Raw genomic sequence first — 25,742 nt, 5'->3', positions numbered from 1 at the left:
GGGGACACCGGGATGGGCGCGCTGATCCTCTATACGGTCGACCGGTGGATCTTCCGTCGATGAACGCCCGCTCCGGGGCGCCGCGCTGATGGCGCGGGCCGCGCGACGCCAGGCCGCCGGCGGATTGCCGCCGGTCCGGCCGCAGAAGCCCCGCTACTCGCCGGATGCGCCGCCGGGCCGCCAGTGGATCCGCGAGATCAAGTACGATGGCTACCGGGGCCTGCTGCGGATCGAGGGGGCGAACGCCGAGATCCTGACCCGGAACGGCTATGACTGGACGCGCCGCTTTCCGGCGGTGGCCGAGGCGGCGGCTCGGCTCGGCGTCCAGAACGCGATCCTGGACGGCGAACTCGTGGTCGAGCGGCAGACCGGCGGCGAGAGCTTTTCTGCCCTGGTCGACGCCCTGGCCACGGCCCGCGGGCAGCGGGCCATCGTCATGCGCGCCTTCGACCTGCTGTGGCTCGATGGCGCCGATCTCCGCGCCCTGCCGCTGTGCGAACGCAAGGAGGCGCTGCGAGCCCTGCTGGCGCGCCTTCCGGCCGGCGATGCCATCCGCTATGTCGAGCACATCAGCGGCGAGCCCGGGCGGATTCTGCGCGCCGCCTGCGAGATGGGCCTTGAAGGCATCGTCTCGAAGCGTGCCGACGCGCCCTACCGCGGCGGTGAGAGCGAGCACTGGATCAAGACCAAATGCGCGGTCCGGGACAGCTTCGTCGTGGGCGGATATGTCGGTACCGCGTCGAGCGTCGAGAGCGTCCTCGTGGGCTGGTGGGACCGCGGCAGGCTCCGCTATGCGGGGAGGGTCGGCACGGGGATCAGCCGAAACGCCCAGGCGACCCTCCTTGGCCGGCTCATTCCCCGCCATGCCGCCGACTGCCCCTTCGCGTCGCTGCCGGAGCCCGAAGAGGCCGCGCGCTGGGTACGGCCCGAGATCGTGGTGGAAGTCGAGACGCGGGGCTGGACCGGGAGCGGCCGGTTGCGCCAGGCCGTCTTCAAGGGAGTGCGCGACGACGTCGAGGCCGCCGAGATCCGGCTCGACATCGCGCCGGATTCCCCGGCTGCCGACGGCGACCCTCCCGGAGCCGCGCAGGGGCGGCAGGGGCGGAGCCGCGAGAGCCCGGAGGCGGGCGCGCCTGCGCGGCCGCGGCTGACGAATCCGCACCGCTCGCTCTGGGACGACGCCGGCATCGACAAGGCGGCCTATGCCGACTACTTGGCCATGGTGGCGCCGCGGATGCTGCCGCACGTCCTCGCCCGGCCGCTGATGCTGGTGCGCTGCCCCGGCGGAGCCGAAGAGGGCTGCTTCCATCAGCGCCACGGCATGGCCGGCCTGCCGCGGGCGATCCATGCGGTGGAGCTGCCCGGGGGAGAGGGCGCGACGCTGCTGGTGGCGGACGCGGGCGGCATCGCGGCCATGGCGCAGATCGCCGCGCTGGAAATCCACGTGAATGGCTCGCGCGTCACCGAGCCCGGCCGGCCCGACCGGCTCGTGATCGACCTGGACCCTGCCGAGGACGTCCCCTGGCCAAAGGTCGCCGAGGCGGCGGCCGTAGTGCGGGACCGACTGGCCGGCCTGGGTCTCGCGAGCTTCCCTCTTGCGACCGGTGGCAAGGGGCTGCACGTCGTGGTGCCCTTGCAGCCCACCGTGTCCTGGACCCAGGCGAAGGCCTGGACGCACCGCTTTTGCCAGGAGGTCGCCCGCGAGCACCCCCGCGGCTTCACGACGAATATGGCCAAGCGCGCCCGCCGGGGTCGCATCTTTCTGGACTATCTGCGCAACGACGACAGCGCGACAGCGATTGCGCCCTGGTCGGCCCGGGCTCGCCCGGGTGCCCCCATCGCCTTCCCTCTGTCCTGGCGCGAGATCGACGCACCGCCGGTCTTCTCGATCCTGACCGCGGAGCGCCGGTTGCGCGCCGGGGACCCTTGGGCCGGCTGCTTCGCCCTGCACCAAGTCCTGCCCGATTCATGACCTGCATTCGCCGCCAGGGGTTATCCCCAGAATCGGTGGAAAACTCTGTGGGTCAAGTGCCGAAGACCAGGAATTCCCAGGTCTCCAAGGCGGATTAGGCTCTTCGGCGTAATCCGCTGGAACCCGCGTCGCGCCTGGGTTTTCGCTTCATGCGGGTATCACATCCCGCTTCGTCGCGTTCACGGAACTGTCAAGTGCGATTGTGGATTTCTGCCCTCGGACCAGTCGGTTATGCGCCGGGGGCACAGGATTCGGCGAGGCGCGTCAGACTGCCGCACGCTCGACCATGTTGCTGTTGTCGAGCCGGCGCCGGAAGGACGATCCCATGCCAGGACTCAGCGCATTGGCGATGCGCAGGACCGCGTTCACGCGTTCCGGACGCGCGGGGCGGCCGGCGCGGGTGCCGCTGACGAGGTTCTCGCCCGCGACGCAATAGAGCTGCAGCGACTCCTTCATGGCCTTCGCGGCCAGACCGGAGCAGCGCAGCCCGTCGGCCCCGTTGGCGAGGTTCTGGAGATGCTCGACGGCATGCAGCGCCGCGGCCGTGGCGACGCCCCAGGCCTGCAGCACGTCCGGATTGCCCGACCGCTCGTCCCATTCCGCCGCCAGGGGCGATCCCACGACCGCGCGCAGGGAGGGGATCAGCGCGTTCTCCATCCGCGATGCCAGGGCGTCGCGGAGCTCGCCGATCCTGCGGTGGCGCGGGCCGGAGACATCGAGGAAACCCACCGAAAGGAGGCCGTGCAACCAAGCGCTGACAGCGGCCGTGGCGCGGGCCGCCGAGAAGGCGGCGCCGGGATCTCCAGGACGGTTCGTCACGACGTCGAGCGTGCTGATCGCGCTGGCGCCGATCCGCTCGGCCTGCGCCACAAGGTCGTCGACGAAGGCGGCGACGTCGGCGGTGGTGCGGGTGTCGACGGGGCGCTTCTCGGCGCCCTGCATCAGATAGGTCCGGCGGCGCATCGCCTCCAGCAGCGGCCAGGGCAGGGTGACGCTGCGCCCCAGAAGGACGAGGAAGGCAGCAGCCGTGTCCTCCGCCTCGGCCTGGCCCCTGCCGCGGCCAAGTAGCCTGACGGTGGAGCCGTAGTCGTGCTGCAGTTCGTCGATCAGGTCGGTGCGGTCGCGCCAGCCGGGACGCGTCAGCATGTCCTCGACCGCGAGGCCGAGGGCCAGGAAGGCGTCCTCGCCGCGGATGCGTGCCGCGAGACTGCTGGCGAGCTGCTGGAGGATCCGCGAGAAGGCCTCGTTGACCCGGGCTGCATCGCGGGTGAGCTTCAGGTCGCGCAGCATGGCGGCGATCGGCCCCGTCGTCTCGAAGCCCGAGGCGACTGCCGATTCGATGGCCCCGAGGGCCACGTCCTGCGCCGCGCGGGCGATGTTGCCGAGCCGTTCCTCGGGCAGCGCGAACTTCCTTCCGAGTCGCGTCCCGCCTTGGCCGGTTGCCAGCTCGGCAAGCTGCGTGCCGAGTTCGGCGAGCGCGTCGGGCGCCTGCTGGCTAACCACCAGCCAAGCCGGGCGAAGCCAGCCTCGATGGATCGACCACGGCCGCGCATCGGAGCCGCTGGTCAGCAACGGCTCGACGGGGATCCAGGCGAGACGGGCGAGCGACGGTACTCGCCCGGGGCGGTGCTGCTGCAGCAGGGGGCGGATTCCACCCAGCAGGACGTCGACGCTGCAGTCCCTGGCGCCGGCCGTGCGGGTGAATTCGAGCTTGGCCGTTTCCAGCGCGACCGACACCCGCGCGATCGTCTGCGGATTCGCGGCCGCCAACATGGCATAGGCCGCCTCCTGCATCTGGCGGTCGCGGTCGGGGGAGGGCGGCGTCTCCCTCTTGCGGCTTCTGCCGGGAACTGCGAAGTCGAACAGCAGCTTGTCGGCGATTCTGTCGAGCCACGTCATGGCGCCGGCCCTGCCGGATGGGGGCGAGCGGCCGCGTGGCCTTTCGGCATGGTCTGGATGCGGCAAGCGCCGAAGAGAGGCATCACCCTTCCTCCTTCAACCTTAAGGCCGCCCCCGGGGCCGAGGACATGTGATGCGATGTTGTAGGAAAAATCCTATCGATTTCCACAGAATTTTTAGCTTATCGCGAAGGCCTGATCGGAATGGGCCTGCGCATGTATCCTTCGCGTCGGCGTCCGCATCCGTTCGGGCGGCCCCTCAGCAGCCCCGCCAGATCGGCGCACGCTTTCCGAGGAAGGCGTCGATCCCCTCGGCCGCGTCGCGCGCCTGCATGTTCTCGGCCATCACGCGGCTGGCATAGGCGTAAGCCTCCTCGAGGCTCATCTCGGCCTGGTGGTAGAAGGCTTCTTTCCCGATGCGAAGCGTCAGGGGCGACTTGGCGGCCACACTGGCTGCGAGGTCCTCGACCGCGGCGTCCAGCGCGTCGGGCGGAACGACCCTGTTCACGAGCCCGATTGCCTTGGCCGCGGCGGCATCCAGCATCTCGCCGGTCAGCAGCATCTCCATGGCGGCCTTGCGGCCGACGGCCCGGCTAAGCGCCACCATGGGGGTCGAGCAGAACAGGCCGATATTGACGCCCGGCGTCGCGAAGCGGGCGTCCTCGGCGGCGATCGCGAGGTCGCAGGTCGCGACGAGCTGGCACCCGGCTGCGGTCGCGATGCCGTGCACGCGCGCGATCACGGGCTGCGGCAGCCGCGTGATCGTCAGCATCAGGCGCGAGCATTGCGCGAAAAGAGCGTCATGCGTCTCGCGCCGCGGAGCGGCGCGCAGTTCGCGGAGGTCGTGGCCCGCGCAGAAGGCGGGCCCGGCCCCGCCGATCACCACCACCCGCACGGTGGAGTTCCGCGCGATCGCGTCCAGCGCGTCCTGAAGCGCGGCCATCAGCTCCGATGACAGCGCGTTGCGCGCCTGCGGGCGGTTCAGCGTCAGCCAGGCGACGCCGTCCCGATCGGCGCGCAGCAGCGGCGCCTGCACGGGATCCTGTCCGGCGGCACCGCCGCCGCCAGGGATGGGGGAGGCAGGGTCGGTAGCGGGCGTCCTGGGCTGCATGGCGGGCTTCCTCGTCGTCCTGCTTTGTCTTGCCCGCGAGCCTACCCCGTCCCACACTCCCGCGGAAACGGTCCCAGGCATGATCCGGGGAACAGGGGCGGAGGAGCGACTTGGCCGGTGAACTGGCACCCGCGATCGGCGCGGAGGAATTGGAGAGCCTGATCCGCGAAGGCGTGCCACTGGTCGGCAGCTACGGCGTCACTGTGCAGGCTCTGGGACACGGGTCGGTCCGTCTGCGCATGCCCTACAGGGACGACTTCGTCCGGCCGGGCGGGACGATCACCGGCCCGGCGATGTTCGGTCTGGCGGACGTGGCGCTCTACGGTGCCGTCCTCAGCGCCATCGGGCGCGTCGAGCTGGCGGTGACCACAAGCATGACAATCAACTTCCTGCGCAAGCCGAAGCCCGGACCGATCCTCGCCGAGGCGCGGCTTCTGAAGCTCGGCCGCAGACTTGCCTACGGCGACGTGCTGATCTTTGCCGAGGGCGAGGAGGACCCGGTCTCGCATGCCACGGGAACCTACTCGATCCCACCCAACCGTAGCGCGGTATCTTGATACCGCGGGAGGCCGGAACGCTTGGCAGCCCTGGAGTTCCGCCCTATTCCGCGCGCGGTATCTCTGTACCGCTGGGTCTAAACTCTTGATTTTCCAGTGGAAAAGATCCGTTGACGTGGGCCCCGTGCCGCGCTTATAAAGCGCGCTCTTCGGTGCGGGGGCCTTCTTCGTGCCGGTCCGGGTTCTTCCCTCGTGAGATCTGCAATGAAGACTTTGTCCCTAAAGGCTTCCGAGATCGAGAAGAAGTGGTTCGTCATCGACGCTGACGGGCTGGTTCTCGGTCGGATGGCCAGCATCATCGCGAACATGATTCGCGGCAAGCACAAGGCGGCCTACACGCCGCACATGGATTGCGGCGACAACGTGATCGTCGTGAACGCCGAGAAGGTCCGCCTGACCGGCAACAAGCGCAACGCCGACATCTTCTACTGGCACACCGGCTATCCCGGCGGGATCAAGGGCCGCTCCAAGGGGCAGATCCTGGAAGGCCGCTACCCCGAGCGCGTGATCATCAAGGCCGTCGAGCGCATGGTCCCGCGCGGTCCGCTGGGCCGCCGCCAGATGGGCAACCTGAAGGTCTATGCCGGCGCCGCTCACCCCCACGAGGCGCAGCAGCCGGAGGCCCTGGACCTGGCGGCGCGCAACCCGAAGAACAAGAGGGCTTCGTAATCATGGCGCAGGTCATCCAGTCTCTCGCCGACCTCAAGTCGCAGGCACCCGCCACGGGTGTCGCGGTCGCCGCGGAGCTGCCGCAGCCCAAGCTCGACGCGCAGGGCCGGGCCTATGCCACCGGCAAGCGTAAGGATGCCGTCGCCCGCGTCTGGATCAAGCGGGGTTCCGGCAAGATCACCGTGAACGGCCGCGAGCTCGACGTGTACTTCGCGCGTCCTGTCCTGCGCATGCTGCTGAACCAGCCCTTCGAGGTGGTCTCGCGCATCGACCAGTTCGACGTGATGTGCACGGTCGCGGGCGGCGGGCTCTCGGGCCAGGCCGGCGCGGTGCGCCACGGCATCTCCAAGGCGCTGACCTACTACGAGCCGGGCCTGCGCCCGGCGCTGAAGGCGGCCGGCTTCCTGACCCGCGACGCGCGCGTCGTCGAGCGTAAGAAGTACGGCCGGGCGAAGGCCCGCCGCAGCTTCCAGTTCTCGAAGCGCTGACCGGCACCGCCAACACCGTCGAAGCATCGATGCGAAAGGGCGCCCCAGCCGGGGCGCCCTTTTCGTCTTTCAGGCCCCGCACACCAGCCTCGCCCATCAGGAGGAGTCCATGCCCGCCTCTCCCGACATCTCCCCCGTCCGGATCGCGATCCTCGGCGCCAGCGGCTATACCGGCGCCGAGCTGCTGCGCCTGCTGGTCCGCCACCCGGGCGCGCGCATCGCGGCCCTGACCGCGGAGCGCCAGGCCGGCAAGCCCATGGCCGAGGTGTTCCCGCACCTCGCCCATCTCGGCCTGCCGCCGCTGGTGAAGGTGGAGGACGTGCGCTGGGACGGTGTCGACTTCGTCTTCTGCGCGCTGCCTCACGGCACGACGCAGGAGATCATCGCGGCGCTGCCCGGTCACCTGCCTGTGGTCGATCTCTCGGCCGATTTCCGGCTGACGGACCTGGACAGCTATGCGGAATGGTATGGCCACGCCCACAAGGCGCCCGACCTGCAGAAGCAGGCGGTGTACGGCCTGACCGAGCTGAACCGCCAGGGCATCCGGAGTGCGCGGCTGGTCGCGAACCCCGGCTGCTACCCGACGGCGACGCTGCTGCCGCTGCTGCCGCTGCTGCTGGACGGCCTTGTCGAGGCCGAGGACATCATCGTGGATGCCAAGTCCGGCGTCAGCGGTGCCGGGCGGGACGCCAAGCAGCAGAACCTGTTCTGCGAGGTCGCCGAGGGCATGCACGCCTATGGCGTCGGGCGCCATCGCCACATGCCCGAGATGGAGCAGGAGCTGTCCCTGGCCGCCGGGCGGCCAGTGACCATCGCCTTCACGCCGCACCTGATCCCCATGAACCGGGGCGAGTTCATCACGACCTATGTCCGGCTTGCCCGGGGGCGGAGCGCCGACGACCTGCGCGCCGCGCTGGCCGAGCGGTACCGGGCCGAGCCCTTCGTGAAGGTGCTGCCGGCCGGTGTCGTCCCGCACACCAAGCACGTGCGCGGCAGCAACGAGCTGCACCTGTCCGTCTTCGCCGACCGGCTGCCGGGCAGAGCGATCGTGCTCTCGGTCCTGGACAACCTGGTGAAAGGTGCGTCCGGCCAAGCGATCCAGAACATGAACCTGATGCTCGGCCATGGCGAGACCATGGGGCTCGAGGGGATCGGCCTGTTCCCCTGAGCCAGGCTCGGCTATCATCCGTCCGATCGGGGTGCCCTGCCGGGCGCCGTCCGGTCGGGCGGAGAGCTCCAGCGGGGGGCTGCAGCGGGAGGCGCAATGTCGGGCATCGGCGGCATTCCTGTCGGCATCACGGCGCTGGCGACCGCCGCGCGGTCCCAGGCGCCCACGGCCAAGGCGGGCCGCGCCGCAGGCGCGGAGCCGGCTGCCGCGCAGGCCGCGCCGGATGGTGCGACACGGCCGGCCGGCACGGGCGCGATCCAGCTCGACCTGCCGAAGGAGGGTCGCACGGCCGAGAGCGTGGGCGCTGCCCTGCGCAGCCGGATTGAGGGCGTGCTGGGCGTCCTGTACAAGGATCCCGACGCGCTGCGCCCGGTGGTGGACCGTGCCATGGAGGCCCTGGGCGAGAATGTCCGCAAGGCCGCCGAGGCGGGGGTGGATTCCGTCCAGTTGCGGATCGGCAGCCTGCGCACCGAGTTCGGCGCCGCTGCCGCCTTCGACCAGATGGTGGTCGAGGTTGGGCTCGTGCGCGGCGGCCGCGTGTCGGCGGAGGACACATCTGTCCTCGGTTTCGATGGCGGCAGGATCGAGCTTGCCGCGGAGGACACCGCCCGCGGGCTCGCCGCGGGCCGGTATGCCCGGACCTCCCCGCTGCCCGCGGCGCCCGCCGAGAGCGACGAGGTGAAGACGCTGCGCGCCGTGCTGGACCGGCTGCGCGCCGGGCAGGAGGCGGTTGCGGCCTCCTGGCGGGGGGATGATGCAGGCCGGGCCTTCCCCGATCCCTTCGCGGGCGCCGGGACGGTGCGCCGCTACTAGGGAGGCGCGGAAGAAGGCTCGAAATCGCCTCCGATTTGACGGCGCAGGCGGACTTCTGTCCGGAGCCCGTCCACCCGGGTGGAATGTGCCTGTGTGCTTTTGGCCGGCGCATTGCGGTGCGCAGCTGGAGCACAGGACGGCTATCCAGTGGGTGTGGGCAGCGAGAGCTCCGGCGATCGGCTATCCGCAGCCGCTCCAATCATCGGCAGTCGGGCAGGAAGCACCAGCGCCGCCGACCGGAAACTCGACGCGAACATTCGAATGGGCACCTATCGCAACTGCTGGTAGCTTTACGAAAACTCGCTCCATTCTATGGCTCGACGGGCCGCTTGGAGGTGCGTGCATGACCGCAGCTGCTCAGGAGCCCTTCGAGGCAGCGAAGTTGCTCAAGGCCGCCAAGACGACGCCGGTCAACTTTGCGTTCGGCTTCGCGACGGATCCGCTGGACGGTCAGCTCCTGGTCGACAGGCGCCAGGACGGGGCACGCCTGTTTGCGATCCTTCGCAAGGAGGGTTGCGCCAAAGGCTTCTTCGGCACGGCCACATGCGATGGAAGCACCGCGATCATCGTCGTGGACAAGGACGGCTCCAGGCACCGCAAGGCACTCGAGGTCTGGTTCAAGCGGAACAGCCTTGGCCTGAAGGTCGAAATCGTCGAGCCTGGGGCAAGCGATCCCCAACCCGCGATGGTGGAGAGTTCGGCCGCAGTGAACGCGCCGAAACCGACGCCGCGCCCGGAGCCAGCGCGGGACGACATTGAGGAGCAAGAGGCGGAAGACGATGAGGAGCCGGGACCGGGCACGCTTTTCGCGCGGGACAGGATGGTCAAGCTCCTAAAGCTCGCGCGAAAGACCCCAGTCACCTTCGCCTATGGCCGATGCGGAGATCCCGGCGCTGACCGCCTGGGACTGCATGCCCGGTTCAGCGGGCTCAAGCTGGCGAAAATCGTAAAGCAGGAGATCGCCGCCAAGTCCGGCAGCTGGGGCACTGTCACGATCGATGGCCACATCGCCACCTTCGCCTGCGAGAAGAAGCCGGTCAGCGGGTTGCGCATGTCTCTACGTGCCCTGCTGGCCGGACATGGCCTGCCGTTGCAGGTCGTCGTGCTCGGACCGGACCGGCAGGTGCACCCAGATGAGGACCCTGCTCAAGATGAGGCCGAACCTCAGGCGCCGATGGAAGCCGGCCGCGAGGACCAGTCCGGAAGGATCCGCAGCCGGATCAAGGAACTGATCCCGACGCTAAGGGAGCTTGCCACAATCCATCCGGAAGCCGAACCAAGACTCGCCGACGCCTACCAGGCCGCATTGGACGCGTTCGGCATCGGCGCACTGGATCAGGCCGAGGTCGCGCTCGGCGTCCTCCTCGATGCCATCTCCGGGCTTCAGCCGCCCATGGGCGGACCGGACACCGGAGCTGAGGCCATTTCCGGAATTGACGTGATCAGGACCGCCTGGACGGGGGCGGTTCGCCGGACAACCGTACAGTTCGAGACGTTGCGCGACGTCCTCCTATCATCCCAGGATCCGGATCTCCACGTGATCGCGCGCACACGCCTGGACAGCCTCATGGAGGCCTTGACTGTCCCCCTCTCGCAGGCGCTGGCCGGGACGCAGGGGCAGCCGAGCGGCCAGCTCGACACGACGCGGATTCGAGCAGCAATTTCGTCGGTTCGCGGAAAGCTGGACGATGACCTGCTCGCCACCTTCGAGCGAAACCCGTTCGGCGTCCGCATCACGGCCCGCAGGACGCTCTCGGCCGCGCTCGCGGACATGGAGCGCAGCCTTCCAGCATGACCGACCGCTGACGGACGTTTCCATTACCGGCCCCTATGTCCGCCGACCACCGAGCCGAAGATGCCGCAGAACGAGAACGATGATCTGGATGCCGTCGAGGCATGGAAGCTGAAGCTGGGCGTGCCGGGCACGACGACCGCTGCCTCCGAGATGGACGAGGCGATCGCGGAGGAGGCGCTTGTCCAGGAAGGCTCGGCAGAAGGAACGATGGTCGACCTTCCGCCCGCCTTGACCGGATTGGCCGAGACGCCCGAGGCGATCACGACGGTCTCGGCCGATGCGCCGCCTCAGGTCGGTGCCTTGGCGAGGTCGATGAAGGGCCAGCCCACCGAGCAACAGATGCTCAAGCGGATCGACAAGCTGCTCACGAGTGTTCGTGCGCTCGAGCAGCGGATCGTGATGCTCGAGAAGAGCACGGATGCGGATACCGCAGGCTTCAGGAAGACTGCGGCGGATGCGGTTCGGGCGGCAGGCAACGCAAGCCTGCCGGACAAGATCGCGTACAAGCAGCTGGGCAAGCTCAACGCCGAAGTGACGGACGCCATCAAGAAGGCCAGGAAGCTTGCCTCGAAGCCGGCCGAAAAGATCCTCGCGGAATGGAAGACCCTGAATCAGGCGGATCTCGAGACTGCGATCGGGGACCTCCTCCAGGATGCGGGGGGCAGGGCTACGATCGACGCCGTCATGGAGGCGATGGGCACCAAGGGCGACGCATTGTCCAGGAGGATCGCCACGACGGCGATGCTCAAGCGGTTCAAGATCAAACGTCTCGAAGGCACCCCGACCAGCAAGGCCCCCGCCAGATTCTACAAGCTGATGGCGGGCCTACCTGAGGACCACACCTTCGCCAATAATGCGCTCAACGTCTTCGAGATGAACAAGGGACTGAGTGGAATAAGAAAATTTCTCGAAGACGGAAATTACTATCAAGCAGGACGCGTAGTCATCAATCTGCCGGCTTCGAGCCATCTTCCGTTCCCGAGGAAAGACGCAAACCGAAAATCGACATGGTTCGAAGGATTCGCCTTCGCGACGCTGCATGAGATCGGGCACGCCGTCGACACAAAGAACGGCATCATGGCCGGTAACCGTGGATTGGCTAAGTTCGGGAAATGGGAGGACCTGGATTCCGACAGGGCGGCTGAAAAGATCGGCGCGGCGATGGGTTTCTTCGATGCCTTTCCCAGCGAAGTGAAGGGCGGCCTCAAGTGCTATCTCAAGAACGTTCTTGAAGGGTCGGAGCCTGAAATCGGCGTGGTCTACAATGAGATCAAGCTGGCAAACAATACTGCCCACAGCTGCATGGACCGTGTGAGCGCCGCCGCGAGGACGATGAAGAAGACGAAGTTCGTGGCGGCATATCAAGATCTGCTCACCACGATGGAGGATCCGTCGAGTGCCCTGCAGGCCGCGAGAACCGATTGCAAGCTCACCACGAAAGAGGCCGTCGAGCTTACCAGGCGTGTCGTCGAGGACGGCCTGACTGTCGACGAAGCAGCCGAGGCGATGGACCAGGCGCTCAGGGCGACCCTCATCCCCATGCCGAGGATCGACGAGAGGGCGGTGTCGGCGCATCCCGCGGTCGAACGCTGCCGCGCGATCAGGAAGGCATCAAAGTCGAAGGTGCTCTACATGAAGGGGCCGTCCGAGGCCGCGAAGGTGGCCATCGGAGACCGTGTCTATATCGAAAGTTACCCGGGTGACTGGTGGAGCTATTCGCTCGCCAAGCGACAGGAAACACAGGTCAGCGACTACCAGTGGCGTGCGCCGGGCGAATGGTTCGCCGAGCTCTACGCCATGTATTATCTCGGGAAGCTCGCGAAGGGCCACGACCTCTACAAGTGGTTCAGGGAAAATGTCGACGGCCGGCCGGCCGTCTGAGCCCGATACGATCGCCAAGGATCCCCGATGTCTCTCATCGTCCCGGTGGAAGGCGCCTGCCCCGCATGCGGTCATGCTCTCGCCTTCGAGACCTTCGCCAGCATCAACGCCGACCGGCGGCCGGATCTCCGCGACGCAATACTCGACGGATCGTTGCAGGCCAGCGGATGCCCGGGCTGCGACCAGCAAGGTCGAGCGCCATGCGATCTCGTCTATCTCGACGTGGAGCGCCGTAGTTGGATCCTCGCCCACCCCGCTTCGGATCTTCTGGAATGGTCGGACCGGGAGGAGGACGCATTGGACATGTTCCAGGAGGCGTTCGGGCCGCTGACGCCGCTGCCCGTCCGCGCCATGGGGAGAGAGTTCAGGGTGCGGCTTGTGTTCGGGTGGCCGGCCTTTGCTGAGAAACTGAGATGCCAGGACCTGGGATTGGACGACGAGCTCGTCGAACTGGCTAAGGTCGCGGTCATGCGCGAATCCGGTACCGTTCACCTGGACCAGACCGAGCTGCGGCTTGTTGGGGGCGACCAGGACGAGATCACCTTCGCCTGGATCGATCCCGGTACGGAGCAAGCAAAGGCATTCCTGACGGCTCCTCGGACCTTGCTGACCGGGATCGAAGCCAATCCGGCTGCATGGGCCGCCTTGCGCGCGGAGATTTCGCAAGGCCCCTTCGTCGACATCAACAGAGTGCTTGTTCCGGCGTCAGGTGAGCGGAATGAGTAGACGGATGCAACGGGCCGGGGCCTGAGCCCTACCCCCGACCGATGATCAGAGAGGAAAGTTCCGCGCCACGTCCCATCTCCCCGCCCGGGCAAGGTGCCGTCGGTAAACGCTGAGGGCGGCAACTGCGGCGGCAGCCTCCAGGATCTGCCGGGTGTGACCCTGTCACACAGCTTTGGCGGCGTGCCAATAGGGATGATTCATGCGGCGGCGGTTCCTTCCGCGTCGATCCTGATCTAGAAGGGAGGCCGCTTCCACCGTATTCGGAGACGTCCCGTGGCCGATGCCCTGATCCTGCCGCATCACGGACGGATGCCCGTCGTCGCGCCCTCGGTCTTCCTGGCGCCCACCTCCATCGTGATCGGGGACGTAGAGATCGGCGCGGACAGCGGGATCTGGTTCGGCTCCGTGCTGCGCGGAGACGTGAACGAGATCCGCATCGGCGCGCGCACCAACATCCAGGACGGAACGATCATTCACGTGGCCAGTCGCGGGCAGGGAACCTATGTCGGCGACGACGTGACCGTCGGCCATGCCGCCGTCCTGCACGCCTGCACGGTGGAGAGCAGCGCCTTCATCGGCATGAAGGCCTGCGTCATGGACGACGTCGTTGTCGAGACCCAGGCCATGGTCGCGGCGGGCGCGCTTGTCACGCCAGGCAAGCGGGTCCCGCGCGGACAGCTCTGGGCCGGGAGCCCGGCACGCCACCTGCGCGACCTGACGGAGGAAGAGCTCGCCTTCTTCCCGGTCTCGGCGGCGCATTACGTGGAGCTGGCCCGCAGCTACGCGGCCCCCGGCGGCACGGCCGCGGCGCGCTGAGCGCCGGCGCGCCGGCGCGCCGGGGCAGGGGCCGCTCATGGCGCCGCCGCGGCCATCGCCACTGTCGCCGCCGCGGCCGTCGCCACTGTCGCCGCCGCGGCCGTCGCCACTGTCGCCGCCACGGCCGCCTCCCGGGAACGCCGCCGACCGACCCCGGGCCGGTTTCGTCCTGGCAGTCCTGGGCTTTGCGCTCTTCTCCGGCATGGACGTGGTCTCCAAGCTGCTGAGCGCCGGCCATCCGCTGCCTCAGATCCTGCTGCTGTCGGGCGTCTTCGCCTGCCTCTTCGCCCTGCCGGCGGGCCGCGCGCTGGGCGGGCTGCGGGTGCAGTCCGCAGGCACGCTGCTGGTCGTGCTGGCCCGCGGCGTCCCGTCGGTCGCGATGATCTGGCTGACGCTAGCGGCCTTCACGCGCATGCCGATCGCGGATGTCTACGCGGTCCGCTTCACCAGCCCCATCCTGGCGGGGCTGCTCGCCCTGATGCTCCTGCGCGAGGCACCGACGGGCCGCCAATGGATGGCGACAGCGCTCGGTTTCGCGGGGGTCGTCGTGATGCTGCGCCCTGGCGGCGAGGCGGATGGCTGGGGCGCGGCGGCCGCGTTCGGGGCGGCGGCGGCGCAGGCGGTCTCCATGCTGACGGTGCGCCACTGGCGCGCCAGGTCGACGCTGCTGGCGGACATGGTTCTGCCGGTCGTGATCCTGATCGCGGTCAATGCCGCCCTTCTGCCCGGGCGGTACGTGCCGCCCACGCCCCGGGAGTGGCTGCTCTACGCCACGGCGGGGCTGATGCTGGCGGGCGGGCGGCTGTGCCTTGCCTATGCCCTGCGCCTTGCGCGGCCGGGCCTGGTCGCGCCCGTGCAGTACAGCCAGATGGTCTGGGCGCTTCTTTTCGGCTGGATGGCCTTCGGGACCGTTCCCGACGCGACGCTCGCTGCCGGAGCGGCCGCCGTGATCGCCGGCAGCGTTCTCCTGGGCCTCGGGGCGTCGCCCGATGCGCGGCCGCCCTACCGGACGGAATGAGCGGGGCCGGCGACTGCCGGCCCCGGCCGTTTTCCGGCGCCAGCTTCAGGAGACGCGGGCTGCCACGTAGCTGCCGGGCGCGTCCTCGATGGGCTTGAGCAGGCCGGCCGCGGGGTCGCGGGCGGGCACCTTGCCGCCGGCGTATTTCTGCAACCACTTCGACCATTCCGGCCACCAGGAGCCCGGGGTCTGCTTTGCGGTCTCCAGCCACTCCTCGGGGTCGGCCGGCAGCTTGGTGTTGGTCCAGTAGCCGTACTTGTTGGCCTCCGGCGGATTCACGATCCCCGCGATGTGCCCGGACGCGCCCAGGATGAACTTCACGGGTCCTGCGAGCTGCTGCGTCAGCGCGTAGGTCGACTTCCAGGGGGCGATATGGTCCTCGCGGGTCGAGATCATCACCGTGGGCGTCTTGATGGTGCGCAGGTCGATGGGCACGCCCTTCAGCACGATCCCGCCGGGTTTGATCAGCAGGTTCCGCTGGTACATGTTGCGGAGGTAGAAGCTGTGCATGGCCGCGGGCATGCGGGTGCTGTCGCTGTTCCAGTACAGCAGGTCGAAGGGGAAGGGCTCCTTGCCAAGCAGGTAGTTGTTGACCACGAAGGACCAGATTAGGTCGTTCGCCCGCAGCATGTTGAAGGTGGTCGCCATGGCCGAGGCGTCCAGATAGCCCTTCTCCTCCATGCGTTCCTCGAGGGCGGTCAGCTGCTCCTCGTCGATGAAGACCGAGAGCTCGCCGGCCTCGGAGAAGTCCGTCATGGTGGTGAAGTAGGTCGCAGAGGCGATCTTCTCGGTGCCGCCGGTCGCGTGCAGATAGGCCAGCGTCGAGGCCAGCAGCGTGCCGCCGATGCAGTAGCCGATGATGTTCAGCGACGGCTCGCCGGTCGCCTTCAGCACCGCATCCACGGCGGCCAGAATGCCGTCCTCCATGTAGTCCTCCCAGGTCCGGGTGGCGAGCCGCTCGTCCGGGTTGACCCAGGAGATCAGGAACACGGTGTTGCCCTGGTCCACCGCCCATTTGATGAAGGAGTTCTTGGGGCGCAGGTCCAGGATGTAGAACTTGTTGATCCAGGGCGGCACGATCAGCAGCGGGCGCTTGTTCACCTGCTCGGTCGTGGGGCTGTACTGGATCAGCTGGATCAGCTCGTTCTGGAAGACGACCTTGCCCGGGCTGACGGCCACGTTCACGCCGACCTTGAAGGCGTCGTAGTCCGTCATCTTGATGGCGAGCCGGCCCTTGCCGCGGTCCAGGTCCTCCAGCAGGTGCTCGAGCCCCTTCACGAGGTTATCGCCGCCGCTCTCCAGCGTCGTGCGCAGCACCTCGGGGTTGGTCAGCACGAAGTTGCTGGGTGCCATCGCATCGACGAACTGGCGCGTATAGAAGTCGACCTTGCGCCGGGTCTTCTCGTCCAGCCCCTCGACGCCCCGGACGGTCGACTGCAGGAACCGCGCCGAGAGCAGGTAGCTCTGCTTGATGTAGTCGAACAGCGTGTTCTCGTCCCAGGCGCTGTCCCGGAAGCGGCGGTCGTCCTTGGCCGGGGTGATCACCGGCTCGGTCTCCTCGCCGCCGAGGAGGCGCTGGGTCGTGCGCTGCCACAGCGTCATGTAGTCGTTCCAGAGCGACATCTGCGCCTGCATCAGCCGCATCGGGTCGGCCATCATCTTGGCCGTCATCTCGAGGAACGCGCCGCCGATGTTCAGCGGGTCCGGCGAGGCCGAGGGCGCCGCCGCGCCGTCATGGGCCTGCCGTGACAGGAACTCCGCGACGAGGCGCTGGCTCTGCTCGGCTATGCGCGTCATCGCCCGGGACAGCTCGACGGGGTCCGGAAGCTTCACGTCCTGGGCGTGCTGGTCGGCCATGGTTTCCTCTGTACTGTCCCGGGCGCCGGATGGGGGCCGCCGTTGGGCTCGGCGCGTGGGCTTGTGGCTTCTCGGGATCTAGTACAACATCCGGAAGAAAGTTTCATTGCAACAAGGGCTGGTGTTGCCGGTCCGGGGGTGCGTCCGCCGGTCGCGCCCCAGCCCTGCGGGAGAGTTCGCCCCATGACAGCCGTGCCCGAGACCGCCCGCCGGGCCACCCGCGTCCTACGCGCGGGCTCCACCGTCCGCGCCATGCACGGGATCCTGGCCGCCATGCTGGCGATCCCGCTGCTGGCGGCCTGCGCGGATTCGCCGCTGCTGGACAGGCTGGGCGGAGGCGCGGAGCTGCCAGCCGCGTCCGAGGGCCAGCCGGCCCCGGCCGAGGGAACCATCCGGCGGGCGACGGGCGAGGAGTTGACCTTCCCGAACCTCGCCAGCGTCCCGCCGCGCCCAACCGCCGTGCGGACCCCGGCCGAGCGCCAGGTGATGCTGGACCGGCTGCGCCAGATCCGGGCGGAGTCCGAGGCGGCCGCCGGCCAGCTCGAGACACGGGCGCCCATCCCGCCCAACGCACCCCAGCGGCAGGCCGCGCCGCAGATCCCGCCGCTGGCCGGGGCGGTGCCGCCGCCCTCCGATGCCATCGTGATCCCGCCGGCACCGCGCGCCCCCTGAGCGTCGGGTCCCCCGCGTTCGCCGAGCGTCGGGACCGGAGCCCTCAGGGTCGTATTCTGGCTGCATCCTGCGGCTTTCGCGCAATTCCCCTCGCCCGGGAGCGGCCGGCGCGTTACAAACGGCTTCCGGGCCGGCTCGGATGGGCCAGGTCCGGGCCCGGACGCGCATCTGGATCGCCCATGAGCACGGATTTCCATCGCATCAAGCGCCTGCCGCCCTACGTCTTCGCCGAGGTCAACGCGATGAAGGCGCGGGCCCGCGCCGCCGGCGAGGACATCATCGACTTCGGGATGGGCAACCCCGACCAGCCGACCCCGCAGCACATCGTCGACAAGCTGGTAGAGACCGTGCGCAACCCGCGCACCCATCGCTATTCAAACTCGCGCGGGATCCCCGGGCTGCGCCGTGCCCAGGCGGCCTACTACAAGCGCCGGTTCGGCGTCGATCTGGACCCCGAGACCGAGGTCGTCGTGACGCTGGGCTCCAAGGAGGGGCTGGCGAACCTCGCCCAGGCCATCACCAGCCCGGGCGACATCATCCTGGTGCCCAACCCGTCCTATCCCATCCATCCCTTCGGCTTCATCCTGGCCGGCGCGGCGCTGCGGCACATGCCCGTGAAGGAGGATATCGGGACCTTCATGGACCAGCTCGAGCGCGCGGTGCGCCACAGTGTGCCCAAGCCGCTGGCCCTGGTGCTGAGCTATCCGTCCAACCCGACAGCGCAGGTCGTCGACCTGGAGTTCTACCGCCCCATCGTCGATTTCTGCCTGAAGCACGGCATCTGGATCCTTTCTGATCTCGCCTATTCCGAGATCTACTTCGACGGGGTGCCGCCGCCCTCGATCCTGCAGATCCCCGAGGCGCGGGAGATCGCGGTCGAGTTCACCTCCATGAGCAAGACCTACAGCATGCCCGGCTGGCGCATCGGCTTCGCGGTGGGCAACCGCAAGCTGATCGCGGCGCTGGCGCGCATCAAGTCCTACCTGGACTACGGCGCCTTCACGCCAATCCAGGTGGCGGCGACCGCGGCGCTTAACGGGCCGCAGGACTGCGTCGAGGAGATCCGGGCGCTCTACAAGCAGCGGCGCGACGTGCTGATCGAGGGGCTGGCCGCGGCCGGCTGGGACGTGCCCAGCCCGCCCGCCAGCATGTTCGCCTGGGCGCCGATCCCGCCCGCATTCGCCCATCTCGGCAGCCTGGAGTTCTCCAAGCTGCTGCTGCAGGAGGCGAAGGTGGCGGTGGCGCCGGGCGTCGGTTTCGGCGAGTACGGCGACGGGCATGTGCGCCTCGCGCTGGTGGAGAACGTGCACCGCATCCGCCAGGCCTGCCGCAACATCCGCGAGTTTTTCCGCGCCTCCGGCGTGAATGCGGCCGGGGCGGACCGCCAGCCGGCTCGGGTGAAAGCGTGAGCATGAAGACATTGAAGGTCGGGGTTGCCGGGCTCGGCACGGTCGGGGCCGGGGTCCTGCAGGTCCTGGAGAAACAGGCGGGGCTGCTGGAGCGCCGCTGCGGGCGCCGCATCGTGGTGACCGCCGTATCGGCGCGCCGGCGCGGGCTCGACCGTGGCGCCGACCTGTCGGGCGTGCGCTGGTACGAGGACGCGGCCCAGCTCGCAGCCGACCCCGACATCGACGTGGTCTGCGAGCTGATCGGCGGCTCCGAGGGCGTGGCCCGCGCAACTGTCGAGGCGGCTCTGGCCCATGGCCGACACGTGGTGACCGCGAACAAGGCGCTGCTGGCCCATCGCGGCACCGAGCTCGCGCGCCTCGCCGAGGAGCGCGGCGTCGACCTGCGCTTCGAGGCGGCGGTCGCGGGCGGCATTCCGGTGATCAAGGGCCTGCGCGAGGGGCTGGCGGCGAACCGCCTGTCGCAGATCCACGGCATCCTGAACGGGACCTGCAACTACATCCTGACCGAGATGCGCGAGACCGGGCGCGAGTTCGGCGAGGTTCTGGCCGAGGCGCAGCGCCTGGGCTATGCCGAGGCTGACCCGAGCTTCGACATCGACGGCATCGACACCGCCCACAAACTGGCGATCCTGACCTCCCTGGCGTTCGGCTGCGAGGTCGATTTCGCCGCGGTGGACGTGGAGGGCATCCGCCACGTCACGGCGCTGGACATCCAGTACGCGCGCGAGCTCGGCTTCCGGATCAAGCTGCTGGGCATCGCGCGGCGCACAGAGCACGGGATCGAGCAGCGCGTGCATCCCTGCATGGTGCCGGCGGCGGGCGCGACCGCGGCCGTCGACGGCGTCTTCAACGCCGTGGTCGCGGACGGCGACTTCACCGGCAAGGTGCTGCTGGTCGGGCGCGGCGCGGGCGCGGGTCCGACGGCCTCGGCCGTGGTCGCCGATCTCGTCGACATCGCCATGGGGCGGCGCACGCCGGTCTTCGGCGTTCCGGCGGCGCAGCTCCAGCGGATGGTCGCTTCGCCTATTTCCGCGAGAAGAGGGGCGTACTACGTACGGCTCATGGTCGTGGACAGGCCCGGTGTGATAGCCGATGTGGCGGCCCTGCTGCGCGACCAGCAGGTCTCGATGGAAAGCTTCCTGCAGCGCGGCCGGGCGCCGGGAGAAGCGGTGCCGGTGGTGCTGACGACGCACGACACGGGCGAGGATTCGATGCGGCGCGCGCTTGCCGCCATCGAGGCTCTCGATTCGGTGCTCGAGCCGCCGCGCATGATCCGCATCGAGGATTTTTGAAGCGAAAGGGCCGCAAAGGCCCGTTTTGGGGGAACCAGATGACCGAGACCACTCAGCTGCGGATGGACCGCAACCTGGCGCTGGAGGTGGTGCGCGTGACCGAGGCGGCGGCGCTGTCCGCCTCCCTGCATATCGGCCGCGGTGACGAGAAGGCCGCCGACCAGGCCGCCGTGGACGCGATGCGCCAAGCGCTCAACAGCCTCAGCATCGACGGCACCGTGGTGATCGGCGAGGGCGAGCGCGACGAGGCGCCGATGCTCTATATCGGCGAGAAGGTCGGCACCGGCGGCCCGAAAATCGACATCGCGCTGGACCCGCTCGAGGGCACCACCATCTGCGCGACCGGCGGCCCGAACGCGCTGGCCGTGATCGCCATGGCCGAGGAGGGCGGCTTCCTGAACGCCCCCGACGTGTACATGGACAAGATCGCCGTGGGCGCCGGCCTGCCGGACGGCGTGGTGGACCTGGACGAGACCGTCGAGAACAACCTGCGCAACCTCGCCAAGGCCAAGGGCGTCGATGTCGGCGAGTTGCTGGTCTGCATCCTGAACCGGCCCCGCCATGCCGAGCTGATCGCCCGGGTGCGCTCGGCCGGCGCGCGCATCCTGCTGATCTCGGATGGCGACGTCTCGGGCGTGATCGCGACCAGCCAGCCCCATGCCGGCGTCGACATCTACATGGGATCCGGCGGAGCCCCCGAGGGCGTGCTGGCCGCGGCGGCGCTGCGCTGCATCGGCGGGCAGTTCCAGGGCCGGCTGCTGTTCCGCAACGACGACGAGCGGGCGCGCGCCGCGCGCTGGGGCATCACCGACCTGAACCGCAAGTACGAGCTGCTGGACCTCGCCCGCGGCGACGTGATGTTCGCGGCCACGGGCGTGACCACCGGGGCCATGCTGCAGGGCGTGCGTCGCTTCGCTGGCGGCGCCGAGACGCATTCCGTGATCATGCGATCGAAGAGCGGCACGGTGCGCTACATCCAGGCCGTCCACAACTTCCGGCGCAAGACCGGCTTCGTCCCCATGGAGCGCTGAGCGGCGCCACGGCTTGGAGGGCGGGGGCGCGCGGCCGTGGGCTGCGCGCCCCCGCTGCGTTTCCGGCCTCCTCGTCGCCGCCGCGCCGAGAGAACGGCCACAAGGCGCAACGGGGGCAAGTTCGCGACAAGGCGCGCGGCCCGCTGGCGCGGGCGGGCGCATCTGGGCTATGCCAGGGGCTGGCGCCGCCGTGGCGGCCGATGCCCCCGGGGTGACCGTTCCTTGCCCGCCGAGATGACCGCCGAGACCATCGAGGAGAAGAGCGCCGCATCGGGCGCAGCCAGCGCCCCTGGCGCGCAAGCGGCCCATGCGGCCCCTGTCGCCTTCCTGAATGTCGAGCGCTCGGCGACCGGACGGCGCTGGCTGCGCCGGCCCGGGGACGAGCGCCAGGCCCTCGCCATGGCCCAGGGCTTCGGCCTGCCCGAGATGGTGGCGCGCGCCATGGCCGCCCGCGGGGTTACGGTGGAGGCCGCCGAGACATACCTGGCGCCGACCCTGCGCGCGCTGCTGCCCGACCCCAGCCACCTCCGCGACATGGACGTGGCGGCGGAGCGCATCGCCCGGGCGGTGGAAACGGGCGAGCGGGTCGCGGTCTTCGGTGACTACGACGTCGACGGCGCCACGTCGGGCGCGCTGCTGGGGCGCTTCCTGCGCGCCCTTGGCCTCGATCCCGTGCTCTATGTCCCCGATCGGATCAGGGAAGGCTACGGCCCCAATGCCGCGGCGCTGCACCGGCTGGCCGAGGGCGGCGTTCGGCTCGTCCTGACGGTGGACTGCGGCACGACCGCCTTCGAGGCGCTGGAGGCGGCCCAGGCCGCCGGGCTCGAGGTCGTGGTGATCGATCACCATGCCGCCGAGGCGCGCCTGCCGCCCTGCGTCGCGCTGGTGAACCCCAACCGGCTGGACGATCCCTCGCCGCACAAGACGCTGTGCGCCGCGGGGGTGGTGTTCCTGGCCGTGGTGGCCGTGAACCGGGCGCTCAGGGCCTCGGGCTTTTACGCCCGCACGGGTCGGGCGGAGCCCGACCTGATGGGCTGGCTCGACCTGGTGGCGCTGGGCACGGTGTGCGACGTGGTGCCGCTGACGGGGCTGAACCGGGCGCTGGTGGCCCAGGGGCTGAAGGTGATGGCCCGGCGCGGCAATGCCGGCATCGCGGCGCTGGCGGACCTGTGCAAGCTTTCCGAGAAGCCCGAGGCCTATCACGCGGGATTCGTCTTCGGCCCGCGGGTGAACGCCGGCGGGCGCGTCGGCGCCTCCGACCTCGGGATGCGGCTGCTCTCGACCGACGATGCCGCCGAGGCGGCACGCCTGGCCCGGGATCTCGACGTCCACAACGCCGAGCGCAAGGCGGTGGAAGCGGCGGTGCTGGCCGAGGCGCTCGAGCGACTGGAGGCGACGGCCGCTGTCGAGCCCTCGCCCGAGCTGGTCTTTGCGGTGGGCGAGGGCTGGCATCCCGGCGTGATCGGCATCGTCGCCGCGCGCCTGAAGGAGCGCTACGGCCGCCCGGCCTGCGTGGTGGCCTTCGGCGAGGATGGGCTGGGCAAGGCCTCGGGCCGTTCGGTGCGCGGGGTGGACCTCGGCGCGGCGGTCATCGCGGCCCGCCAAGCGGGCCTTCTGCTGGCCGGCGGCGGGCACCGCATGGCGGCGGGCTTCACCGTGGCGCGCGAGAAGCTGGACGCGCTGCAGGGATTCCTTGCGGCCCGGATCGGCGAGCAGCGCCTCTTGGACGGCCCGCTGGTGCCGAGCCTGGAGCTCGACGGCGCGCTGTCGGTCCACGGCGCCACGGCACAGCTCTGCGCCGCTCTGGAGCGGCTCGGGCCCTTCGGCACCGGCAACGCCGAGCCGCGCTTTGCCGTGATGGACGCCCGCATCGCCCGGGCCGACGTGGTCGGCCAGAACCACGTGCGCTGCATCGTGACCGCCGGCGCGGGTACCGGAACGCGGCTGAAGGCCATCGCCTTCCGCGCGCTCGAGACAGATCTCGGCCGCCTGCTGCTGAAGAGCGCCGGCGCGCCGCTGCACCTCGCGGGATATCTGCGCCCCGACCGCTGGAACGGCGCCGACGGCGTGCAGCTCACCATCGAGGACGCGGCCCCCGCGATCGGCACCGGCGGGCCGGGGCAGGCGGGGCCGGTGCGATAGGCCGGCGGGCTTCGGCGGAAGCAGCGGGGCAGGGGGCGTCGACTTTTGAGGACCGGCAGCCAGGCATCGCGCGGGCACCGCCGAAAATCGCTTGCGCACGGCCCCCGCGGAAGCTATCCAACACACCGCTCGCGCATGGCCTCGTCCCCTTCGTCTAGAGGCCTAGGACACCGCCCTTTCACGGCGGCGACACGGGTTCGAATCCCGTAGGGGACGCCACTCAAAGCCTAAGTTTTCCGCCGTTTACAGCCCCGCCACCGAGCGGGGCTTTGCTTTTCTGGCCAGTATTTATCCAGTACGCGGGCGCGAGATTCCCCACGACACGGGGCGGCACGTTGCGTCATGGGGTGCACTCACGGCTCGCCCGGCTGCACCTCTTCCACGACCCGGCCCACCGCAATCACGTCGCCGACCAGCCGGCCATGTGGATGCGGGCCCAGGTCGGCCATGCTGGCGCGGCCGAATTTCTCACCGGGTATGGGCGCCGTAGTGACGAGTTGAACGAGTTCGATGGAGCCGTCAGCCCGGACGACGCAGACGGTTGCGCCGGCGCCGTACTCGGTCGGCTTCATGTCGACGACGTGGCCATCGACCACCGCCTGCCGGTCGCGCAGCAGCGCCGCTGGTGGGGACAGGGCAGCCTGCACTGCTGGGCCTGTGAGGCGGACCAGGCGGTACGCGTGCGGCTTGGTCTTCACGGCGAAGCCGCGCCGGTCGACGAGGCCGCGCTCGCGGCGCTTGACCGCGGCGAGTAGGGGGCGCCGCTGTTCCGCGCGAAGGAGCGAGGCGAGAGGGGCCGTTCACGGGTCGTGCCGCGATCCCGTTATTTTACGGGCAGCCGACGCTCTGCCCATCTCTGCCCTGAGTACCGAAGGCGCTCGCTGGCATCCATCAGGCGCCGACAGCTCCTCGCGCATCAAGGCACGAGAGGATCGTACGGGCGGCCGGCCATGATCCCGCCATGCGCCGCCCGTATCGAGACTTGCGGAAAACCTTCCCAGCTTCCACGGCCGTGTGCAGATCCAGCCGATCGTCAGGACAGCAGAACTGCGTCGTGCCAGTTGGCCTCGGTGCCGGCATGGGCGTTGGGGGTGAGCTGGGTCGTGACGCCGGGCAGGAAGATCGCCGCGACGTCGTAACCCTCCTCGTAGCTCAGCCAGATCGACAGGCCCTCGGTCCCATCCAGCATCGTGATGACCTCCTGGTGGATGTCGGCGACGTCCTTGCCGCGCACCTCCACGGAGTCCGCGCCGACCTCGAAGTCGAGCACGGTATCGATTCCAATGCCGCGGCTGATCACGAAGTGGTCGTGGCCGGCGCCTCCGATCAGCTGGTCGTCCCCCAGGCCGCCGATCAGGTCATTATCGACCGAGTTCCCGTGGAGGACATCGTTGAGGCTGGACCCCTTCAGGCGCTCGACGCCGATCAGCACGTCGCCCTGCGCACCGCCCTCGCCGACCTTCGGCGTCGCGACGCCGACATCGTTGAGGAAGGCCACGACCCCCTTGGTCGCCTGGTCGTAGATCACGGTGTCGCGCGTGCCGGCGCCGCCCTGGACGATCTCGCGGGCGCCGCCGAGACGCATGATGTCGTTTCCGTCTCCCGCGTCGATTCGGACCGTCGTCACGTGGCCGTTGGTGGTCGGCGTACTGCCGGGAAAATCATATGCTTCCGTATAGACCGGGGTCTTGACGGTGATCGTGTCGGAGCCGTCGCCGGTCGCGATGCGGAACTCGTTCTTCCAGGCCGGGCCGTTGGACATCGGGGCGACCAGGACCGTGTCGTTGTCCTCGCCGGTCTGGATGTTTCCACGCTTGGCCCTGAGGACCTCGATCGAGGATCCGACCGTGTCCGCGTCGTGGGCCGAGGCGCCTTTGCCCCGGGCGTCGATGTCCACATGGACGACGTCACGGACCGTCAGGTTCGCATCGCCGTCAACTTTGATCGACATGTTCTTGAGCTGGTTCCAACCGACCTGTGGGTTGATCTCGTGGATCATCTCGACGCGACCGTCCGGCATCGTCGATTTGCGTGCCTCCACGGAGAACACGCTGCCGTGTTTCCAGCTGGCGTCCCACTCCACGTGCGGCGCCCACGCGACGAGGGCCTCGTTCGACGGCGCACCCTCGGCCGGCTCCGGCAGTCCCGAGATGTCGGTGCCGGGCAGATACCACTGATCGGGGGTACCGACGTACCCCCAGGCGACGCCGAGGCTCGGCTGAGAAGGCATAATGGACACTCGAAGTCAGGTGCGATCTGGAGATGCATCGAGCACGCTTCGATGTTCCCGGACAACCGCAAGCCGGCCCCTACCTATTTTGATAACACGAAAAAGGCCGGAACTTGCGAGGACCGGCCATGGCCCGGCGCTCCCGGTTCACATCATCTCGATGTCCGGCACGTGAAGGCGCGTCGGAGCGTGATCGA

21 protein-coding genes and 1 tRNA gene are annotated in these 25,742 nt (G+C 69.1%); 17 read left to right on the top strand and 5 right to left on the bottom strand.

The genetic code is table 11. The annotated features are described in order from the left end of the window. Positions 1 to 88: 88 nt before the first annotated feature. Positions 89 to 1,972, top strand: coding sequence for a DNA ligase D (ligD, locus tag JUB13_RS11525; protein WP_207478940.1), 1,884 nt, complete (start codon positions 89 to 91; stop codon positions 1,970 to 1,972). Between the two features lie 264 nt (positions 1,973 to 2,236). On the opposite strand, the gene JUB13_RS11520 is transcribed toward ligD, so the two are convergent. Both JUB13_RS11520 and JUB13_RS11515 read right to left on the bottom strand, forming a co-directional pair. Continuing rightward, positions 2,237 to 3,871, bottom strand: a complete 1,635-nt coding sequence (locus JUB13_RS11520; RefSeq protein WP_207478939.1) for a hypothetical protein — start codon at positions 3,869 to 3,871, stop codon at positions 2,237 to 2,239. 258 nt (positions 3,872 to 4,129) lie between these two features. Continuing rightward, positions 4,130 to 4,981, bottom strand: a complete 852-nt coding sequence (locus JUB13_RS11515) for an enoyl-CoA hydratase (protein ID WP_207478938.1) — start codon at positions 4,979 to 4,981, stop codon at positions 4,130 to 4,132. A 110-nt stretch (positions 4,982 to 5,091) separates the two neighbouring features. Here JUB13_RS11515 and JUB13_RS11510 point away from each other — a divergent pair, with 110 nt between their 5' ends. The 10 genes from JUB13_RS11510 (at position 5,092) to JUB13_RS31805 (ending at position 14,912) form a co-directional block, all read left to right on the top strand. Further along, entirely contained in the window at positions 5,092 to 5,538 is a 447-nt protein-coding gene (locus JUB13_RS11510; protein ID WP_236024884.1) for a PaaI family thioesterase, read from the top strand. A 204-nt stretch (positions 5,539 to 5,742) separates the two neighbouring features. Continuing rightward, the gene (gene rplM, locus JUB13_RS11505; protein WP_207478937.1) at positions 5,743 to 6,207 is read left to right on the top strand and encodes a 50S ribosomal protein L13; all 465 of its coding nucleotides are present in this window, start codon (positions 5,743 to 5,745) and stop codon (positions 6,205 to 6,207) included. A gap of 2 nt (positions 6,208 to 6,209) precedes the next feature. After that, positions 6,210 to 6,695: a 30S ribosomal protein S9 gene (gene rpsI, locus JUB13_RS11500; protein ID WP_207478936.1), complete on the top strand. Its 486-nt coding sequence runs from the start codon at positions 6,210 to 6,212 to the stop codon at positions 6,693 to 6,695. A gap of 109 nt (positions 6,696 to 6,804) precedes the next feature. Then, positions 6,805 to 7,863: an N-acetyl-gamma-glutamyl-phosphate reductase gene (gene argC / locus JUB13_RS11495; protein WP_207478935.1), complete on the top strand. Its 1,059-nt coding sequence runs from the start codon at positions 6,805 to 6,807 to the stop codon at positions 7,861 to 7,863. Positions 7,864 to 7,959: 96 nt separating this feature from the next. After that, positions 7,960 to 8,676 (top strand): hypothetical protein, encoded by a 717-nt coding sequence (locus JUB13_RS11490; RefSeq protein ID WP_207478934.1) that lies wholly within the window; start codon positions 7,960 to 7,962, stop codon positions 8,674 to 8,676. Between the two features lie 343 nt (positions 8,677 to 9,019). Continuing rightward, entirely contained in the window at positions 9,020 to 10,471 is a 1,452-nt protein-coding gene (locus JUB13_RS11485; RefSeq protein WP_207478933.1) for a hypothetical protein, read from the top strand. A gap of 60 nt (positions 10,472 to 10,531) precedes the next feature. Next, a complete protein-coding gene (locus JUB13_RS11480) occupies positions 10,532 to 12,352 on the top strand; it encodes a hypothetical protein (protein WP_207478932.1) in 1,821 nt (606 codons plus the stop codon). 27 nt (positions 12,353 to 12,379) lie between these two features. Beyond that, a complete protein-coding gene (locus JUB13_RS11475) occupies positions 12,380 to 13,078 on the top strand; it encodes a CpXC domain-containing protein (protein WP_207478931.1) in 699 nt (232 codons plus the stop codon). Positions 13,079 to 13,387: 309 nt separating this feature from the next. After that, positions 13,388 to 13,894, top strand: coding sequence for a gamma carbonic anhydrase family protein (locus tag JUB13_RS11470; RefSeq protein ID WP_207479045.1), 507 nt, complete (start codon positions 13,388 to 13,390; stop codon positions 13,892 to 13,894). Positions 13,895 to 13,931: 37 nt separating this feature from the next. After that, the gene (locus tag JUB13_RS31805; protein ID WP_207478930.1) at positions 13,932 to 14,912 is read left to right on the top strand and encodes a DMT family transporter; all 981 of its coding nucleotides are present in this window, start codon (positions 13,932 to 13,934) and stop codon (positions 14,910 to 14,912) included. A gap of 45 nt (positions 14,913 to 14,957) precedes the next feature. Here the strand turns inward: JUB13_RS31805 and JUB13_RS11460 are convergent, their stop codons facing one another. Then, positions 14,958 to 16,769 (bottom strand): PHA/PHB synthase family protein, encoded by a 1,812-nt coding sequence (locus JUB13_RS11460; RefSeq protein WP_207478929.1) that lies wholly within the window; start codon positions 16,767 to 16,769, stop codon positions 14,958 to 14,960. Positions 16,770 to 16,952: 183 nt separating this feature from the next. On the opposite strand from JUB13_RS11460, the gene JUB13_RS11455 reads away from it, so the two are divergent. The 6 genes from JUB13_RS11455 to JUB13_RS11430 all read left to right on the top strand — a co-directional run bounded on the left by JUB13_RS11455 (position 16,953) and on the right by JUB13_RS11430 (position 23,534). Next, positions 16,953 to 17,441: a hypothetical protein gene (locus JUB13_RS11455; RefSeq protein ID WP_207478928.1), complete on the top strand. Its 489-nt coding sequence runs from the start codon at positions 16,953 to 16,955 to the stop codon at positions 17,439 to 17,441. A 179-nt stretch (positions 17,442 to 17,620) separates the two neighbouring features. Beyond that, entirely contained in the window at positions 17,621 to 18,850 is a 1,230-nt protein-coding gene (locus JUB13_RS11450) for an LL-diaminopimelate aminotransferase (protein ID WP_207478927.1), read from the top strand. A 2-nt stretch (positions 18,851 to 18,852) separates the two neighbouring features. Next, positions 18,853 to 20,142, top strand: a complete 1,290-nt coding sequence (locus JUB13_RS11445) for a homoserine dehydrogenase (RefSeq protein ID WP_207478926.1) — start codon at positions 18,853 to 18,855, stop codon at positions 20,140 to 20,142. A 62-nt stretch (positions 20,143 to 20,204) separates the two neighbouring features. After that, the gene (gene glpX / locus JUB13_RS11440) at positions 20,205 to 21,173 is read left to right on the top strand and encodes a class II fructose-bisphosphatase (RefSeq protein WP_207479044.1); all 969 of its coding nucleotides are present in this window, start codon (positions 20,205 to 20,207) and stop codon (positions 21,171 to 21,173) included. 234 nt (positions 21,174 to 21,407) lie between these two features. Next, positions 21,408 to 23,315 (top strand): single-stranded-DNA-specific exonuclease RecJ, encoded by a 1,908-nt coding sequence (gene recJ / locus JUB13_RS11435; RefSeq protein WP_207479043.1) that lies wholly within the window; start codon positions 21,408 to 21,410, stop codon positions 23,313 to 23,315. A gap of 143 nt (positions 23,316 to 23,458) precedes the next feature. Beyond that, a tRNA-Glu gene (locus JUB13_RS11430) sits at positions 23,459 to 23,534 on the top strand. Between the two features lie 134 nt (positions 23,535 to 23,668). Here JUB13_RS11430 and JUB13_RS11425 read toward each other — a convergent pair. Then, positions 23,669 to 24,013: a hypothetical protein gene (locus tag JUB13_RS11425; protein WP_207478925.1), complete on the bottom strand. Its 345-nt coding sequence runs from the start codon at positions 24,011 to 24,013 to the stop codon at positions 23,669 to 23,671. A gap of 335 nt (positions 24,014 to 24,348) precedes the next feature. Continuing rightward, entirely contained in the window at positions 24,349 to 25,545 is a 1,197-nt protein-coding gene (locus JUB13_RS11420; protein ID WP_207478924.1) for a calcium-binding protein, read from the bottom strand. Positions 25,546 to 25,742 lie beyond the last annotated feature (197 nt).

It is taken from the genome of Arenibaculum pallidiluteum (genome assembly GCF_017355985.1).
Lineage (GTDB): Bacteria > Pseudomonadota > Alphaproteobacteria > Azospirillales > Azospirillaceae > Arenibaculum > Arenibaculum pallidiluteum.
Note: the sequence above shows the minus strand (reverse complement) of the source record. Positions and strands in the feature narration are given on the sequence as shown.

What these genes read in the sequence shown, in the direction of transcription:
- JUB13_RS31805 (WP_207478930.1), top strand. Translation starts at nt 13,932, where the DNA reads ATGGCGCCGCCGCGGCCATCGCCACTGTCGCCGCCGCGGCCGTCGCCA.
- ligD (WP_207478940.1), top strand. Translation starts at nt 89, where the DNA reads ATGGCGCGGGCCGCGCGACGCCAGGCCGCCGGCGGATTGCCGCCGGTC.
- JUB13_RS11460 (WP_207478929.1), bottom strand. Translation starts at nt 16,769, where the DNA reads ATGGCCGACCAGCACGCCCAGGACGTGAAGCTTCCGGACCCCGTCGAG.
- JUB13_RS11485 (WP_207478933.1), top strand. Translation starts at nt 9,020, where the DNA reads ATGACCGCAGCTGCTCAGGAGCCCTTCGAGGCAGCGAAGTTGCTCAAG.
- glpX (WP_207479044.1), top strand. Translation starts at nt 20,205, where the DNA reads ATGGACCGCAACCTGGCGCTGGAGGTGGTGCGCGTGACCGAGGCGGCG.
- recJ (WP_207479043.1), top strand. Translation starts at nt 21,408, where the DNA reads ATGACCGCCGAGACCATCGAGGAGAAGAGCGCCGCATCGGGCGCAGCC.
- JUB13_RS11420 (WP_207478924.1), bottom strand. Translation starts at nt 25,545, where the DNA reads ATGCCTTCTCAGCCGAGCCTCGGCGTCGCCTGGGGGTACGTCGGTACC.
- JUB13_RS11455 (WP_207478928.1), top strand. Translation starts at nt 16,953, where the DNA reads ATGACAGCCGTGCCCGAGACCGCCCGCCGGGCCACCCGCGTCCTACGC.
- JUB13_RS11445 (WP_207478926.1), top strand. Translation starts at nt 18,853, where the DNA reads ATGAAGACATTGAAGGTCGGGGTTGCCGGGCTCGGCACGGTCGGGGCC.
- rpsI (WP_207478936.1), top strand. Translation starts at nt 6,210, where the DNA reads ATGGCGCAGGTCATCCAGTCTCTCGCCGACCTCAAGTCGCAGGCACCC.
- argC (WP_207478935.1), top strand. Translation starts at nt 6,805, where the DNA reads ATGCCCGCCTCTCCCGACATCTCCCCCGTCCGGATCGCGATCCTCGGC.
- rplM (WP_207478937.1), top strand. Translation starts at nt 5,743, where the DNA reads ATGAAGACTTTGTCCCTAAAGGCTTCCGAGATCGAGAAGAAGTGGTTC.
- JUB13_RS11490 (WP_207478934.1), top strand. Translation starts at nt 7,960, where the DNA reads ATGTCGGGCATCGGCGGCATTCCTGTCGGCATCACGGCGCTGGCGACC.
- JUB13_RS11450 (WP_207478927.1), top strand. Translation starts at nt 17,621, where the DNA reads ATGAGCACGGATTTCCATCGCATCAAGCGCCTGCCGCCCTACGTCTTC.
- JUB13_RS11475 (WP_207478931.1), top strand. Translation starts at nt 12,380, where the DNA reads ATGTCTCTCATCGTCCCGGTGGAAGGCGCCTGCCCCGCATGCGGTCAT.
- JUB13_RS11480 (WP_207478932.1), top strand. Translation starts at nt 10,532, where the DNA reads ATGCCGCAGAACGAGAACGATGATCTGGATGCCGTCGAGGCATGGAAG.
- JUB13_RS11520 (WP_207478939.1), bottom strand. Translation starts at nt 3,871, where the DNA reads ATGACGTGGCTCGACAGAATCGCCGACAAGCTGCTGTTCGACTTCGCA.
- JUB13_RS11470 (WP_207479045.1), top strand. Translation starts at nt 13,388, where the DNA reads ATGCCCGTCGTCGCGCCCTCGGTCTTCCTGGCGCCCACCTCCATCGTG.
- JUB13_RS11515 (WP_207478938.1), bottom strand. Translation starts at nt 4,981, where the DNA reads ATGCAGCCCAGGACGCCCGCTACCGACCCTGCCTCCCCCATCCCTGGC.